Below are 15,766 nucleotides of genomic sequence, written 5' to 3' on the forward strand. Positions count from 1 at the left end.
CTGCGGGGTCTTCGGACTCGTGGGACGAGCATTTAGCGCAGTCCCAGAGGCCTAGATGAGACCCCTGCAGAGCGTTAAGCTCGAGGAGGCTCATCAGCCGCCCACGGAAAGCGAAATGTATTTCCGTAGCGATGGTGGACTCTCTGTAAAGATAGTAATTCAATACAAGAATATAATTTTTGAGTATAAACAGCTTATATTTAAATAAATTGTCAAGACGATGATTAGACAAACTATAAGCTTAGCCCCGTTCAGGGAAAGCAAGGCGTTTCCTGAAGCGAAAGTAGAATGTAACATTTTGTCCTAATCCCGTTAAGGTTTAATCTCATAGGCCTCACTTTTTCTAACAGTGCATATTATAATAAGTACTAGTAGTAGAAAGGAGCTTTGCTGATGAAATTTTTTATTGATACTGCAAATATAGACGATATTCGAAAAGCGAATGAACTCGGAATCTTAGCAGGTGTTACAACAAATCCAAGTTTGATTGCAAAAGAAGGGGCATCCTTTCATGATCGCCTTCGCGCAATAACTGATGAAGTTTCTGAATCAGTCAGTGCCGAAGTGATTTCAGAAGATGCTGAAGGTATGATTCGAGAAGGAAAAGAACTTGCTGCAATTGCACCGAATATTACCGTTAAAGTGCCCATGACTTTAGAGGGCTTAAAAGCGGTCAAAGCATTTGGGGAATTGAACATTAAAACAAATGTCACGTTAATTTTTAATGCAAACCAAGCACTGCTTTCAGCAAGAGCTGGTGCAACGTACGTTTCTCCATTTTTAGGACGTTTAGATGATATAGGTCATGACGGAATGACACTGATTAAAACGATCGCGGATATTTTTGATAAACATGACATCAAATCAGAAATTATTGCAGCGTCCATCAGACATCCGTTACATGTTATTGATGCAGCGCTAAATGGAGCTCATATTGCAACTATACCGTATAATGTATTAGAGCAGCTTGTTAAACATCCTTTGACAGATCAAGGAATTGAAAAATTCCTCGCTGATTGGAATCAAGCAAAGAAGTAGTATCAAATTAACACTGACGTATAGACTAAAACTTAAACGTTGTTTATGATTGAAATAATAATGAAGCAAACATAAAGCAATTAAACCATAACAGATGACAAGCTAATCTTTAAACAGCTTCAAAAAGTGGGGTTTTTAAATGCAGAAAATGTTGGTTGAAGGTGGTCATATATTAAATGGGAAAGTTCGGATCAGCGGGGCTAAAAATAGTGCCGTTGCCTTACTTCCTGCTGCAATTTTAGCAGATTCACAAGTGTCCATTGAAGGTCTTCCGGATATTTCAGATGTGTACACATTAAGTGAACTACTCGAAGAAATCGGAGGAATAGTTAACTGGGAAGAACCAAGTGATAATGGCAATACGATTCATATCAATCCAGAAAATATGATTTCAATGCCGCTACCTAATGGAAAGGTGAAAAAACTCCGTGCTTCCTATTACTTTATGGGTGCCATGCTTGGAAAGTTTAAGCAAGCCGTCATTGGATTACCAGGAGGATGTTTTCTAGGTCCACGTCCGATTGATCAGCATATTAAAGGATTTGAAGCCCTTGGAGCAGAGGTTACGAATGAACAAGGTGCCATTTACTTAAAGGCGAAAGAGCTTAAAGGAGCACGAATATATTTAGACGTGGCAAGTGTTGGAGCAACGATAAATATTATGCTAGCCGCTGTTAAAGCAAAAGGGCAAACCATTATTGAAAATGCTGCAAAAGAGCCTGAGATTATTGACGTTGCGACACTTTTAACTAATATGGGGGCGGATATTAAAGGTGTTGGAACTGATGTGATACGAATTGAAGGCGTGTCCTCTTTAAATGGATGTCAACATACAATTATTCCTGATCGTATTGAAGCAGGAACTTATACAATTGCAGCGGCAGCTATGGGGAATGAAGTTATTATTGATAACGTCATTCCACAACATCTTGAATCTTTACTAGCGAAATTACGTGAAATGGGTGTTGGAATTGAGGAAGAGAATGAACAATTACTTGTGAAACCAGAAAAACGGCTTAAAAGCGTTGATATTAAAACACTAGTGTATCCTGGCTTCCCGACCGATTTGCAACAACCCTTTACGAGTTTATTAACCAAAGCAAAGAATACTGGTGTCATAACAGATACGATTTATTCCGCTCGGTTAAAGCATGTCGATGAATTACGTCGAATGAATGCTCAAATCAAAGTCGAAGGTGGATCGATAATCGTTTCAGGTCCGGTTCAATTAGAGGGTGCACGCGTTAAGGCTTCGGATTTAAGAGCTGGCGCAGCCCTTGTAATTGCTGGTTTGATGGCTGACGGGATTACAGAAATTACTGGTCTTGAACATATAGATCGTGGTTATGAAAACTTAACAGAAAAACTCATTAATCTTGGTGCCAATATTTGGCGAGAAGATATGACTGAAAGAGAGATATCTCAATTTCAAAACTCATAAATCATTGGCTTGGGAAATCTTAGAAACACATATAAAACTTTTTGCAAATACACTTTTGGGATGAGGTATTTTGTAAAAAGGGAGAGGTATAACAATGGAAAGAAGTCTAACAATGGAATTGGTTCGTGTCACTGAAGCAGCAGCTTTATCTTCAGCCAGATGGATGGGGAGAGGTAAAAAAGAAGACGCAGATGACGCAGCAACGACAGCTATGAGAACAGTGTTTGATACTATACCAATGCAAGGGACCGTTGTAATCGGAGAAGGGGAAATGGATGAAGCCCCTATGCTATACATTGGAGAAAAGCTAGGCATGGGTAATGGGCCTCTTGTCGATGTCGCTGTCGATCCATTAGAAGGAACGAGTATTGTTGCTCAAGGGACGTGGAATGCGTTATCCGTTATTGCTATTGCAGATGGAGGTCACTTATTACACGCACCAGATATGTATATGAATAAAATTGCCGTTGGTCCTGAGGCGGTTGGTAAAATTGATATTAACGCTTCAGTGACTGACAATTTAAAAGCAATAGCTCAAGCCAAAAATAAAGAAGTAGAAGACATTGTTGCCGTGGTCCTCGATCGCCCAAGACATACTGATTTAATTAAAGAGCTTCGGGAAGCCGGTGCCCGAATAAAACTGATTCCGGACGGCGATGTTGCGGGAGCCATTAATACGGCGTTTGATGAAACAGGAGTAGATGTGCTATTTGGAATCGGTGGGGCCCCTGAAGGTGTTCTTGCCGCGTGTGCTCTCAAATGTTTAGGCGGAGAGATTCAGGGTAAACTAGTACCTTCCAGTGCCGAGGAAAGAGAGCGCTGCGTGAAAATGGGCATCGCAGATCTGGATAAGATTTATTATATGGATGATTTTTGCAGTGGAAATGACGCAATCTTTGCTGCAACTGGTGTTACAGATGGTGAGTTATTAAAAGGTGTCCAGTTCAAAGGAATGCGTGCAACAACACAGACTGTTGTCATGCGTGCAAAAAGCGGAACAGTTCGTTTTATAGATGGCGAACATAGTCTTAAAAAGAAGCCTAATTTAGTTATGGAAGAATAACATGATAGGGAGGATGCACTGCTCCTCCCTATTTAACTAGAAAAAGTTGCTTAATTCCGTGAAAAAAGGTAGAATTATATACATATGTTTAAGAGAAATAAAAATAGGACAAGATAGCAAGTGATTCATTCATACTTTAACTTGGTCATCATTCCCCAGAAAATGATGATAAAATTAATGTAATTAAACTAAACTTCTATTCTAACTTCTGTCGCCTCTTCATTTCTTCATGATACATAACCTAAAATAAGAAGTGAATATCAATAGAATACTATATTTTTATTATCGTCATAACTAAATTTGCACTTATATTTAGAATATTAATAATAGATGTAACATCTTTAATAATTAAAGTAAACGATTGGACGTGGTTATCTAATGAGTACTCTCACAATTTCACAACTAGAGACACTCACATTAAAAGAGATTTACGCTTTGGCAAAAGAGTACAAAGTATCTTATTATGCTAAGTTAAATAAACGGGAATTAATTTTTGCTATTTTAAAAGCAAGAGCTGAAAAAGATGGTTTTCTATTTATGGATGGTATCTTAGAAATTATTCCTTCTGAAGGATTCGGTTTTTTAAGACCGATTAATTACTCTCCAAGTGCTGAGGATATATATATTTCAGCCTCACAAATTCGCAGGTTCGATTTACGAAATGGTGACAAAGTATCAGGGAAAGTCCGTCCTCCAAAAGAAAATGAACGGTATTATGGGTTGTTACATGTGGATGCAGTAAATGGAGACGACCCTGAAACGTCTAAAGAGCGCGTTCATTTTCCAGCCCTCACCGCACTTTATCCCGATCGATTTATGAGACTAGAAAATAAACCTAACCATATTTCTAGCCGAATAATGGACTTAATGACACCAGTCGGTTTTGGCCAACGTGGTTTGATTGTTGCGCCACCTAAAGCAGGTAAAACAATGCTCTTAAAGGAAATTGCCAACAGCATTACCGCGAACCACCCTGATGCCAAGCTGATTATCTTACTTGTTGATGAGCGCCCGGAAGAGGTAACTGACATCGAGCGGTCTGTCGGTCCAGATGTGGATGTCGTCAGCTCGACATTCGATGAAGTTCCTGAAAATCATATTAAAGTGTCAGAGCTTGTCTTAGAAAGAGCGATGCGTTTAGTAGAGCATAAACGTGATGTCATTGTATTGATGGATAGTATTACGCGTTTAGCGAGAGCCTATAATCTAGTCATTCCACCAAGTGGCAGAACGTTATCCGGGGGAATTGATCCAGCTGCTTTTCACAGACCGAAACGTTTTTTCGGAGCAGCTAGAAATATTGAAGAAGGTGGAAGTTTTACCATTTTGGCAACAGCGCTTGTCGATACCGGTTCACGGATGGACGATGTGATTTATGAAGAGTTTAAAGGAACAGGTAATATGGAGTTGCATCTCGATCGTAGTCTAGCCGAAAGACGTCTCTTTCCTGCCATCGATATTTTACGTTCAGGTACACGAAAAGAAGAATTGCTTGTTGATAAAGATCATCTTGATAAAATGTGGGCAATTCGTAAAACTATGCAGGATTCCCACGACTTCTTTGAACGCTTCTTAAAACGTTTAAGAGCAGTTAAGACTAATGATGAATTTTTACAAAAGATGGATAACGAAATGAAACGTCGAGGGACAAGCCGGTAAGGATTATTTTTAAAACGAGAACAAGTTTTAGGTATTGCAATCATCGGTGTACCTTGATATAATCTTAAAGTGAGTTTAAATAGGGTTTTTACCTGTAACGTCTCTTAAAACAACTCTGTTACCAAAGGTTTCAGGGCAAAAAAGGAGTGGAAAGACATGAAAAAAGAAATTCATCCAGAATATAGAAAAGTTGTATTTCTTGATACAAGCTCAGACTTTAAATTCTTGAGCGGTTCTACTAAATCTTCTGATGAAACAATTGAATGGGAAGATGGTAACACATACCCATTAATCCGTGTTGAAATTAGTTCGGATTCACATCCATTCTACACAGGCAAGCAGAAAGCTGATAAAGCTGGTGGACGTGTGGACCGATTCAAGAAAAAATATAATATGAAGTAAAAATTGGGTTTGGTCAACTGTTTAATTTTATAAATTAGTTGATCACTCAACAATAACCTAGTTTATTTAAAAACAGGCAAATGAATTTTACAGTTTGCCTGTTTTTTTAGTTTTAAAATGGTCATCATAAATAATTGAACGCCTAAGTTTCGTGAAATTTGAAAAGATAAACTTAAAAATAAGGCTAATTTTGTCGGGAATAGTGGTAAACTATGTAGTACATATATATTAATGTTTAAAGGAGTGCCATCAAATGTACGTGATGAAACAAACAGGTTGGGTTGAAGTCATTTGTGGAAGTATGTTTTCTGGCAAATCGGAAGAGCTCATTAGAAGAGTTCGTCGGGCAACTTACGGAAAATTAACAGTCCGTGTTTTTAAACCAGCAATCGATAACCGATATGCTGCAGAGGATACTGTCGTGACCCATAATGGAACTTCCACCATTGCTCGTCCCATTAAAAATTCAAAAGATATACTGGATTATGTTGATGAAGAGGTTGAGGTTGTAGGAATAGATGAAGTACAATTTTTTGATGAAGATATCGTGGATGTTATTGACTATCTTGCCAATTCGGGAATCCGCGTTATTGCGGCAGGATTAGATACGAATTTTCGTGGGGAGCCGTTTGGTCCTATGCCGCAGTTGATGGCATTAAGTGAAGCAACAACAAAACTTAACGCGATTTGTCCGGTTTGTGGTTCTCCAGCGAGCAGAACCCAACGTTTAATCAATGGAAAGCCCGCTGCATATGATGACCCGGAAATTCTCGTCGGTGCTGCGGAATCTTATGAACCGAGATGCCGACATCATCACGAAGTACCAAATAAACCAAAATCACATATAGAAAAGAAAGCAATGAACACATCTAATTAAATACCTTGATTTAAAGCATAGCCTATAGAAAAATGAAAACGACCAATTAATAACATACCAACTGAAGGTTTCTAACTTTGTAAGAAGGCATCTGAAGTTTGAATTGTTGGTCGTTTGGATTGTTTGGCTATGTTTTTATATTAAATCAAAAAAAGATTAATCTGTGGAGTTTATGGACAGCGCATAGAGCGTTACGACGACACATAGAACGAGACGACGGCGCATAGAGCGATATGACAGCGCATAGAACACCTAAGCTCAAAATATGCACGGAACACCCGACTCCTAAAATCAAAATCCATAGAACTTTGACCTGGCTACATGTAATATATTATAATTAGACTGTTAATTTAAAAGAGGTGAACGTGATGTTAGAACGATTGCAATCTTTGGAAGATCGTTATGATGAGCTAAATCAACTGTTAAGTGATCCGGAAGTAATTAGCGATGTTAATAAGTTACGTGAATATTCGAAGGAACAATCTGGTTTGGAAGATGCTGTGCAAGCGTATCGTGAATATAAAAATATTGATAATGAATTAAAAGATGCGAAAGAAATGCTCGAAGATGAGCTTGATGACGATATGGAAGAAATGGTTAAAGCTGAAATTACTGAACTTAAAAATAGAGAAATCGAACTTGAAGAAGAGTTGAAAATTTTACTTTTACCTAAAGATCCAAATGATGATAAAGATGTTTTCGTTGAAATTCGTGGTGCAGCAGGTGGAGATGAAGCAGCTTTATTTGCTGGGAATCTTTACCGTATGTATTCACGTTATGCTGAGGAACAAGGTTGGAAAACGGAAGTTATGGAAGCCCATACGACCGGTGTAGGTGGCTATAAAGAAATTATCTTTATGATTAAAGGAAACGGAGCCTATTCAAAGTTAAAATATGAAAATGGTGCCCACCGTGTCCAGCGTGTTCCTGAAACGGAATCAGGTGGAAGAATCCATACATCGACAGCAACCGTTGCTGTGCTTCCGGAAGCAGAAGATGTTGAAGTTGAAGTGAATGACAAAGATATTCGAGTTGATACATTTGCATCTAGCGGACCTGGTGGACAAAGTGTTAATACAACGATGTCAGCTGTTCGTTTAACCCATGAGCCAACAGGGATTGTTGTTTCAATTCAAGATGAAAAGTCACAAATTAAAAACAAAGAAAAAGCAATGAAGGTACTTCGCGCTCGAATTTATGATAAGTACCAGCAAGAGGCACAAGAAGAATATGATGAGACTAGAAAATCAGCAGTCGGAACGGGAGATCGTTCAGAACGGATTCGGACGTATAATTTCCCGCAAAATCGTGTAACCGATCACCGAATTGGTCTCACCATTCAAAAATTAGACCAAATTTTAGATGGAAAATTAGACGAATTTATTGAAGCCTTACTTGTAGAAGAACAAACGAAAAAACTCGAACAAATTGGTGGGTAATCTAACGTGGGTAAACGATTTAAACAATATGAAGTCCTTAAATGGGCTTCTCTTTTTTTAGAAAAATATCACCGAGAGCCGAAAGTCGCCGAATTATTACTGCAGTATCATTTAGATGTTGAGCGAACTAAGTTTTTCGCCAGAATGCAAGAACCGATTGACCAACAACTCCTATTTAATTTTGAAGAGGATTTAATAAATCATGCGCTAACAGGTATTCCCATTCAGCATTTAACGGGGTACGAAATGTTTTATGGTCGTCAGTTTAAAGTCGATGAAAATGTACTAATACCTCGTCCTGAAACTGAAGAACTTATTGAACATGTGGTCACATATGTTAGAAAAATTTTTTCATCTAACAAGCCGCTCACTATTCTTGATGTTGGCACCGGCAGCGGGATAATTGCTATTACGTTAGCACTTGAATTGGAAAATGCTGAAGTATATGCTGCAGATATTTCCGAAAAAGCTCTTCATATTGCCAAACAAAATGCTGAAATTCTCCACGCTAATGTAGAATTTTTACAAGGAGACTTTTTATCCCCGGCTATTGAACAAGAAATAAAAGCAGACATCATTGTCTCTAATCCACCTTATATCGCGCAGGACGAGGCGAAAGAACTCTCTGATACGGTTAAAAATTTCGATCCTTCTCTAGCTTTATTTGCTGAAGAAGAAGGTCTAGCTGCCTATAAAAAGATTGTTAGCCAGTTGCCTGAATGTATTATTAACGAAAAAGGTACATCCGTATTTTTTGAAATTGGTCAAAGTCAGGGGAATCCCGTGAAAAATATTTTAAAAGAAATGTACCCAAAGAGTCATATTGAGGTCTTTCAAGATATTAATAAAAAGGATCGAATAGTCCACTGTCAAATCAGTGACGTTCAAGAGAGCAAGTAACGCGGGTATCTGTATGCTGAGAGACTTCACTGCATATATTGAATAAGCGTCTATTAAAAACAATATAATAAATTTTAGTAGAATACTAGTTTAAATATCATCACCCCTGCCCATACTGTGAATAAACCAACAGAACAAGGGGATATGACGATGAGGAAACTAGTATTTTTTGTATTTATATCTATTATTTTATTTTTTACTTTTCCGGCCATTGGAGAAACTCTCACACAAAATGAAGATGAGGAATTTCAAGTTATTCCTGATGAGGCTATTCGTCTAAGAATTTTAGCCAATAGCGATGATGAGTCTGATCAAGACATAAAGCATTTAGTACGCGACGAGGTCAATAAAGAAATCACAACATGGGTTGAAACGATGACTGATATCGACGAAGCAAGAGATAGAATTCAAAATGGCATTCCAGAAATTGAAACCATTGTAGATGAAGTCTTACATGAAGAAGGAAAATCCAGAGATTATCAAGTTGAATATGGTGAGAATGTTACATTTCCAACGAAAGTTTACGGTGATTTCCTTTATCCAGCAGGTGAGTACGAAGCAGTGCTAATCACACTTGGTGAAGGCGAGGGGGCAAATTGGTGGTGTGTTTTATTCCCACCCTTATGTTTTTTAGATTTTGACAATGGAACAAGTGTCGCTCAAGCAGATGAAGAACCTGACCAAAAGGAAGAAAAAGAAGATGATGAAGTAGAAGTTAAATTTTTTCTATTTGATTGGTTAGGTTGGTCATAGTATAAGAATGAGCTGCATAGGATGTTAGTGATAGACTTAAGAATTCAAATCTATTAAATTAATGAGGTGAAAAAATGAAGGTTATGGCAGCCGAGCACGCACCAATCGATAAACTAGAAGCATTTTTACAAACGACGCAAGAATTTAATAAAGATGGATTACTTCAAGATGGATACGTTGTTGAAATTGAAGAAGAGATAAAAGGATGTTTTGTATTAGCAACTATTGAAAAAGATATATACTGGTTAAAACAGCTTTACATTGCTAAAGAAGCTGCTGCTCATCTTCCAGTATTACTCGAAACGATTTTGCAAATGTCAAAAGGAAAGCAAGCGAAGAAAATCTATGTTAACAGTCATCAGCCAGTTGTGGACTTATTACTGGAAGCACTACAATTTAATCCACAGCCAAAACAAGAATTAGGTATGGAACTAGGAAGAAAAGAAGGGAATTGGTGGGCATATCAAGTTTCTTAGGTAATTCCCTCCACAATATTCAGAGTATGTTGTGTATATCTTGTGTGTTTAATGTGAATTGTGTGTAAATCTCTGTGGATATTGTGGATATCCATTAATAATTAATAGAGAAAATTAAGTGTTTATCAACATTTAAATTGTAAAATAAAGCTATTAAACAAAAAACGTTGAATAATTAAGTCGTCAAACTCCCTTTAAATCATATATCAAATAAAAAGGTCTGTGGATAACTATTGCAGATCTTTTTTTATTGTGTAGAAAAGTATATCAAGCACTTTAGCAAGTAGTAAGCTTCGAATGCTTTCCAACGATAAGTCAATCTTGAATCGATCCGCTCTTCGGATCTCCTTTATCTCGTCAGGTTTAGCTCAAGTGCCCCCCTCGAGGTCCTAAGCAGTAAACCTACGTGGCAAAAATCGCCACTACGTTTTTCTGCTTAAGCTTGTCGGAGCAGACCAGGCGCCCCGCGCTTTTGTGCTTTTGTTCTTGAGTAATAATCTTTTATCCTCTAAAATGTAGGAAGAAAAGAGGTTGCAGAGATGATTAATACTGAGAGATGGAATATTACATCAAATAGTGATGAAAGAAAAACAGTAATTGAAGAAGCGGTTGCTGTATTAAAGGCGGGCAATACCGTTGCTTTTCCTACTGAAACAGTTTATGGTCTAGGCGCCGATGCGACCAACGAAATTGCTGTAGCTAAAATTTTCAAAGCAAAGGGACGCCCACAGGATAATCCACTTATCGCTCACGTAGCAACAAAAGATCAATTAAAACAGCTCACAACAACATATCCACAATATGTGGATAAACTGATTGATCATTTTGCACCCGGGCCTATTACTTTTGTTTTGCCTAGCAATGGTGTATGTGCGAAAAACGTAACGGCAGGTCTGGACACAGTTGGTATTCGTATACCAAATCACCCCGTTGCACAGCATCTCCTTCAACAAGCCAATCTCCCACTAGCTGCTCCTAGCGCTAATTTATCTGGTAAGCCAAGTCCAACGACAGCTGATCATGTTTGGGATGATTTAAATGGAAAAATAGCAGGTTTATTAGATGATGGACCGACGGGAGTAGGCGTGGAGTCAACCGTTGTGGATTGTACAGGAGAAGTACCCATGATTTTAAGGCCGGGTGGAGTGACGAAAGAACAACTGGAGGAAGTTGTGGGTAAGTTGGCCCAAGACTCAGCCATTGTGGATAAGTTAGATAAACCGAAATCTCCTGGCATGAAATATAGACACTATTCTCCGGAACTCCCTCTTCTTTTAGTGGAAGGTGACACGGCTTATATGCAGAAGCAAATCAACTTAAAGAGAGAAACATACGGGAGAGTTGGCGTATTGGCAAGCAACCGTATGGCTAAGCAACTTACTGCAGATGAAATTATTCCGTTAGGCGATCATATAAACGACATTGCATCCCATTTATATGATGGGTTAAGAACTTTTAAACAAGGTCATGTGAACATAATTTTATGTGAAGCCTTTGAAAAGAAGGAAATTGGTGTCGCAGTAATGAACCGCTTGGAGAAGGCAGCAAGCTCTTATTTAAAGGAAAAATAGTGTTGTCCTGCTGTCTTAGTGTAACCTACGTACAGTATAGGGCTATAGGATGAAACAAGAGGCTATAGAAAGTTTTAAATGGCTATAGAATGAAATAAAGGCACATAGAAAAAATAGAGGAGCACATAAAGGATAAAGTTTCAAAGAAGCAGATGTATTTTTATCAATGACGAATCAGCTTATCTATAATTTAGATAACTTCATAATCCACCTTGGACATGCATATAGTTTATAAGCATGTCCGGGGAGGATAATAAATGTCTCAATCATTATTAGGTGAAATTGTCACACTCACATTTATGGCTTTTGCCACTGGAATGGATGCCTTTTCTGTTAGTCTTGGGATAGGGATGCAAAAGATAAGGTTAAGGCGGATTGCTTTAATTGGACTAATCTTTGGGATCTTTCATATTGCTATGCCGTCCTTTGGGATCATTCTAGGGTTTTTTATCTCCACGAAAGTCGGGCATTGGACGACCTTATTAGGAGGGGCCTTACTAGTAGTGATTGGGGTCCACATGCTGCTATCAGCCTTTAATCATGAAGCGAAGACCACCTTCAAACCAACGGGGATAGCATTATTAGCATTAGCATTCATCGTTAGTATCGACAGCTTTTCTGTAGGTTTGGGAATCGGCTTATCAGGTACAAAAATTTTAATTGCCCTTATTTTATTTGGAACGGTTAGCACCTTCTTAACATGGTTAGGCATGATTATAGGGGCAAAAGTCCATGGATTCCTGGGTGCTTATAGTGAAATTTTGGGCGGTAGTATACTATTTGGATTCGGGCTTAATATTTTATTCGGATAATATGTTTATTTTGAATAGAGGTAGGACAAATCTAAATAATCACACTTTATTCAGATCCTCCTGACCACAGGTTTCCCTAGCTTTGGAATGGATAACTTAGGCTTAGCGGTGACAAATAATATCAACATCAGAATATTTTATGGGACTTCTTGAGAAAAAATACATACTAACGTAAGGTATATGGTGACTTCTGCAGGTAAGCCATCGTTATGTGTATAGCATAATGGCGATGAAGGACAAATTTTAGGTCTGTCGCTCAATTTTATCCTTGATAACGTTGATTAAGGACAAGTTTTGGAATTTTTACCAAATCTTGTCCTTCATTTTGTATAGAGAAGCTATGGAACATTAAGTGCGTTTTTTGGAATACTCCAATTCACTCATTGTTCGAACCTTATTAGCTTGATATCAAAAGTATTCTAGATCAGTAACACACCCACAGTTCCGCTAACTTATAATCTAAAAACTACAGAAATATCTTTAACCTCTATTATCTGACACCTCCCTTGTTCATATGGTATATTTAATATGGGATTAATAGATTATCTAAAAACTTAAAAAGCCATTTCCCTTGATTCTAAGCCATATTAAACTCATGTATAATTTTATGTATTAAGCACGGAGGTTCATGAATGAATATATTATTTGTTTGTACAGGGAATACGTGTCGAAGTCCAATGGCAGAAACCTTGCTTAAGCAGAAATTACCTAAAGCAAATGTTCAATCTGCCGGTATTTTTGCTGGAGAAAAACAGCGTGCCAATCAACATACGATAACAGTGCTGAAAAATAAAGACATCAAACTGGCACACGAATCTCAACCAATCACCGCACGGTTATTAAACTGGGCCGACCTTGTGTTGACTATGACGACTCAGCATAAGCAATCCTTAATTTTACAATACCCCGATTACACTGATAAATTTTTCACACTAAAAGAATATGTCTCAGAAGCCGATAAAGAAGTGTGGGCAGAACTTAAGAAGGTTTATGCCAACTATGAAGAAAAACGGTTTAAATTTATTCAGGAAAACCAACATAAATTTGATAACACAATTCTTGATCAAAAGTTAGGTGAGCATCTGCAGTCAGATATTGAAAAAATTCAACAACTAGAAAGTAATTTAATCAGTTACGATATTTCTGATCCTTTTGGTGGCGACCTGACTGTATATGAAAAAACACTGGATGAAATTGAATTATACGTTAATATGTTGGTTGAAAAATTAAGTAAGTCTGAAAACTAGACGAAAATCGGGGGAAAATTTGTGAAAAAAAGTTATCGGTTCAGTTTACGAATGAAACTTGTTTTATTTACAACGATATTAGCCTTAATTACGTATTCGACAAGTGCATTTTTTATTTATTATTTATATGATCAACTACAGGGATTCTTAAATATGTCTATGGAAATGTTTGCAATCCTGACGTTGTCACTGGGGATTATTTGGTCTGGAATTTTGGCGTATTTGTTTGCGCGCATTATCACCAAGCCACTTGAAAACTTGGAAAAGGTCGCTTCTCAGGCTGCTGAGGGAGACTTGAATCAAACGATTAATATCCAACAATCAGATGATGAAATCAAAGCACTTAGTCTTGCTTTTGATAAAATGCTTAAAAATATTAAACTAATGGTTGAAGACATTAATGTAAACTTTGTCCAAACCAATCAATCAGTCGTAGAATTAAAATCAGTCTCATCACAAGTGAACGAACATTCAAACTCCATAAGTGCTTCAGTTGAAGATATTTCAAATGGTGCAGAAAGTTCAGCTTTAGCTATCCAGAATACAGCTGAAGCAATGGAAACTGCAACAAATCTTGCTGAAGAAGTAGAGGGGAAGGCGAGGCAGTCGTCGGAAAAAGCTCAAGTCATGCTTGATACGTTAGAAGAAAGTAAAAATGTGGTAAACCAATTAGTGAAAGGGATTCAACAGTTGGCGCTCGATCAAAGTGAATCGCTTAAAGATGTCAACAAACTTAATCAAAATGCCACGGAAGTTGAGTCGATTATCACCATGGTAGGTGATATTGCTGAACAGACGAATTTGCTAGCACTAAATGCATCAATTGAAGCGGCAAGAGCAGGTGAGCATGGAAAAGGTTTTGCTGTGGTTGCTGACGAAGTTCGTAAACTAGCCGATGAAAGTGCTAGCGCTGTTCAACAAATATCAAGTCTTATTAAAGCGATTCAAGATGATGTGAAAATGGTTGCTAAAAAAATGGATAATAACGTGAATGAAGCAAAAAAAGAAGCGAACAACGGGGAAAAAACGAATACTGCGATTGAAGAAATGTCCATATCTGTTGAGGAAGTGGTGAGTGATATAGATATTATTTCTACACTTGTGAATAAGCAGCTCACATCGATTCAAACAACGGCTTCTGAGTCACAAGAAGTAGCCGCTATTGCCGAGGAAACGTCTGCCGGAGCTGAAGAAATGAACGCTTCAGTACAAGAACAAGCAAGCACGATTGAAAATGTGGATAAGTTAGCACATGATTTAGAAAAACAAGCACAAAATTTAAATAAGCACATCCGAGAATTTAATGTGTCTTAGGATTATTTAAACTTTGACAAGGAGTGAATAGATTATGAAGGTACTTTTATCTGCTGACCATGCTGGAATGACACTTAGAAATGAAGTGAAAGATTTATTAGAAGAAATGGGTATCGAATATGAAGATGCTGGGTGTTCTTGTGAAACATCTGTCGATTATCCAGACTACGCATTGCCAGCTGCTGAGCGAGTCGCTAAAGGTGAGTTTGACCGCGGTATTTTAATTTGTGGAACCGGCATTGGCATGTCCATTTCTGCCAACAAAGTAAAAGGAATACGCTGTGCATTAGCCCATGATGTCTATAGTGCTAAGCTCACCCGCCATCATAATGATGCGAATATGCTTGCCATGGGTGAACGCGTCATTGGACCAGGACCAGCCCGTGAAATCGCCAAAGCATTCCTTGAAACCGAATATGACGGCGGACGCCACGCCAATCGAGTTAAAAAAATTACTGACTATGAAGAAGAGCATAATTAGATAGACAATTGATATAAACTGCGCAATAAATTTAGTCTAATATTTTCCGATTTTGAACAAGGATGACTGCTAGTCCATCGCTAGGGAAACACACTACGCTTTCCGTGGGCGGCTGATGAAGCCTCCTCATGCTAACGCACTTGCGGGGTCTCATCTAGGCCTCTGGGACTGCGCTAAATGCTCGTCCCACCGAAGACATTAGCTCCCACAAAGGTTTTCGGTGGAACGAAGCTTGCTGCAGTCCCAGGAGTCTCCGTGTGTTTCCTCCGCTTATATTAGCTTTCTCTTTCATG

The 15,766-nt window shown here is 38.1% G+C and carries 15 protein-coding genes; all 15 read left to right on the plus strand.

Translation table 11 applies throughout. The features are described from left to right. Positions 1 to 393 precede the first annotated feature (393 nt). The 15 genes from fsa to rpiB all read left to right on the plus strand — a co-directional run bounded on the left by fsa (position 394) and on the right by rpiB (position 15,473). Positions 394 to 1,038, plus strand: a complete 645-nt coding sequence (gene fsa, locus KQI49_RS00190; RefSeq protein WP_216485641.1) for a fructose-6-phosphate aldolase — start codon at positions 394 to 396, stop codon at positions 1,036 to 1,038. Between the two features lie 139 nt (positions 1,039 to 1,177). After that, positions 1,178 to 2,479, plus strand: a complete 1,302-nt coding sequence (locus KQI49_RS00195; RefSeq protein WP_216485642.1) for a UDP-N-acetylglucosamine 1-carboxyvinyltransferase — start codon at positions 1,178 to 1,180, stop codon at positions 2,477 to 2,479. A gap of 94 nt (positions 2,480 to 2,573) precedes the next feature. Beyond that, positions 2,574 to 3,542, plus strand: a complete 969-nt coding sequence (gene glpX / locus KQI49_RS00200) for a class II fructose-bisphosphatase (protein ID WP_216485644.1) — start codon at positions 2,574 to 2,576, stop codon at positions 3,540 to 3,542. A 378-nt stretch (positions 3,543 to 3,920) separates the two neighbouring features. Then, positions 3,921 to 5,201: a transcription termination factor Rho gene (gene rho, locus KQI49_RS00205; RefSeq protein ID WP_216485646.1), complete on the plus strand. Its 1,281-nt coding sequence runs from the start codon at positions 3,921 to 3,923 to the stop codon at positions 5,199 to 5,201. 156 nt (positions 5,202 to 5,357) lie between these two features. Beyond that, positions 5,358 to 5,603, plus strand: coding sequence for a type B 50S ribosomal protein L31 (locus tag KQI49_RS00210; RefSeq protein WP_216485648.1), 246 nt, complete (start codon positions 5,358 to 5,360; stop codon positions 5,601 to 5,603). Positions 5,604 to 5,856: 253 nt separating this feature from the next. Next, entirely contained in the window at positions 5,857 to 6,480 is a 624-nt protein-coding gene (locus KQI49_RS00215) for a thymidine kinase (RefSeq protein ID WP_216485650.1), read from the plus strand. A gap of 368 nt (positions 6,481 to 6,848) precedes the next feature. Continuing rightward, the gene (gene prfA / locus KQI49_RS00220) at positions 6,849 to 7,919 is read left to right on the plus strand and encodes a peptide chain release factor 1 (protein ID WP_216485652.1); all 1,071 of its coding nucleotides are present in this window, start codon (positions 6,849 to 6,851) and stop codon (positions 7,917 to 7,919) included. Positions 7,920 to 7,925: 6 nt separating this feature from the next. Continuing rightward, positions 7,926 to 8,819 carry a peptide chain release factor N(5)-glutamine methyltransferase gene (gene prmC / locus KQI49_RS00225; protein WP_216485654.1) on the plus strand — a complete coding sequence of 298 codons (894 nt, stop codon included), beginning with the start codon at positions 7,926 to 7,928 and terminating at the stop codon, positions 8,817 to 8,819. Positions 8,820 to 8,969: 150 nt separating this feature from the next. Beyond that, entirely contained in the window at positions 8,970 to 9,572 is a 603-nt protein-coding gene (gene spoIIR, locus KQI49_RS00230; RefSeq protein ID WP_216485657.1) for a stage II sporulation protein R, read from the plus strand. A 74-nt stretch (positions 9,573 to 9,646) separates the two neighbouring features. Next, on the plus strand, positions 9,647 to 10,048 hold the full coding sequence (locus KQI49_RS00235) for a GNAT family N-acetyltransferase (protein WP_216485659.1): 402 nt from the start codon (positions 9,647 to 9,649) through the stop codon (positions 10,046 to 10,048). Between the two features lie 542 nt (positions 10,049 to 10,590). Next, positions 10,591 to 11,619, plus strand: a complete 1,029-nt coding sequence (locus tag KQI49_RS00240; RefSeq protein WP_371817487.1) for an L-threonylcarbamoyladenylate synthase — start codon at positions 10,591 to 10,593, stop codon at positions 11,617 to 11,619. 257 nt (positions 11,620 to 11,876) lie between these two features. After that, a complete protein-coding gene (locus KQI49_RS00245) occupies positions 11,877 to 12,431 on the plus strand; it encodes a manganese efflux pump MntP (RefSeq protein WP_216485663.1) in 555 nt (184 codons plus the stop codon). Between the two features lie 632 nt (positions 12,432 to 13,063). Beyond that, on the plus strand, positions 13,064 to 13,678 hold the full coding sequence (locus KQI49_RS00250; protein ID WP_216485665.1) for a low molecular weight protein arginine phosphatase: 615 nt from the start codon (positions 13,064 to 13,066) through the stop codon (positions 13,676 to 13,678). A 21-nt stretch (positions 13,679 to 13,699) separates the two neighbouring features. Beyond that, positions 13,700 to 14,992 carry a methyl-accepting chemotaxis protein gene (locus KQI49_RS00255; protein ID WP_371817483.1) on the plus strand — a complete coding sequence of 431 codons (1,293 nt, stop codon included), beginning with the start codon at positions 13,700 to 13,702 and terminating at the stop codon, positions 14,990 to 14,992. Between the two features lie 34 nt (positions 14,993 to 15,026). Further along, complete coding sequence (gene rpiB / locus KQI49_RS00260; protein ID WP_216485667.1) at positions 15,027 to 15,473, plus strand: ribose 5-phosphate isomerase B; 447 nt, start codon at positions 15,027 to 15,029, stop codon at positions 15,471 to 15,473. Positions 15,474 to 15,766: the final 293 nt, after the last annotated feature.

It is taken from the genome of Virgibacillus sp. MSJ-26, from assembly GCF_018918075.1.
Lineage (GTDB): Bacteria > Bacillota > Bacilli > Bacillales > Amphibacillaceae > MSJ-26.

Bases quoted from the DNA above. Each gene is read 5' to 3' on its own strand.
- KQI49_RS00245 (WP_216485663.1), top strand. From the start codon at position 11,877: ATGTCTCAATCATTATTAGGTGAAATTGTCACACTCACATTTATGGCT.
- spoIIR (WP_216485657.1), top strand. From the start codon at position 8,970: ATGAGGAAACTAGTATTTTTTGTATTTATATCTATTATTTTATTTTTT.
- KQI49_RS00210 (WP_216485648.1), top strand. From the start codon at position 5,358: ATGAAAAAAGAAATTCATCCAGAATATAGAAAAGTTGTATTTCTTGAT.
- glpX (WP_216485644.1), top strand. From the start codon at position 2,574: ATGGAAAGAAGTCTAACAATGGAATTGGTTCGTGTCACTGAAGCAGCA.
- fsa (WP_216485641.1), top strand. From the start codon at position 394: ATGAAATTTTTTATTGATACTGCAAATATAGACGATATTCGAAAAGCG.
- rpiB (WP_216485667.1), top strand. From the start codon at position 15,027: ATGAAGGTACTTTTATCTGCTGACCATGCTGGAATGACACTTAGAAAT.
- KQI49_RS00215 (WP_216485650.1), top strand. From the start codon at position 5,857: ATGTACGTGATGAAACAAACAGGTTGGGTTGAAGTCATTTGTGGAAGT.
- KQI49_RS00235 (WP_216485659.1), top strand. From the start codon at position 9,647: ATGAAGGTTATGGCAGCCGAGCACGCACCAATCGATAAACTAGAAGCA.
- KQI49_RS00195 (WP_216485642.1), top strand. From the start codon at position 1,178: ATGCAGAAAATGTTGGTTGAAGGTGGTCATATATTAAATGGGAAAGTT.
- rho (WP_216485646.1), top strand. From the start codon at position 3,921: ATGAGTACTCTCACAATTTCACAACTAGAGACACTCACATTAAAAGAG.
- KQI49_RS00250 (WP_216485665.1), top strand. From the start codon at position 13,064: ATGAATATATTATTTGTTTGTACAGGGAATACGTGTCGAAGTCCAATG.
- prfA (WP_216485652.1), top strand. From the start codon at position 6,849: ATGTTAGAACGATTGCAATCTTTGGAAGATCGTTATGATGAGCTAAAT.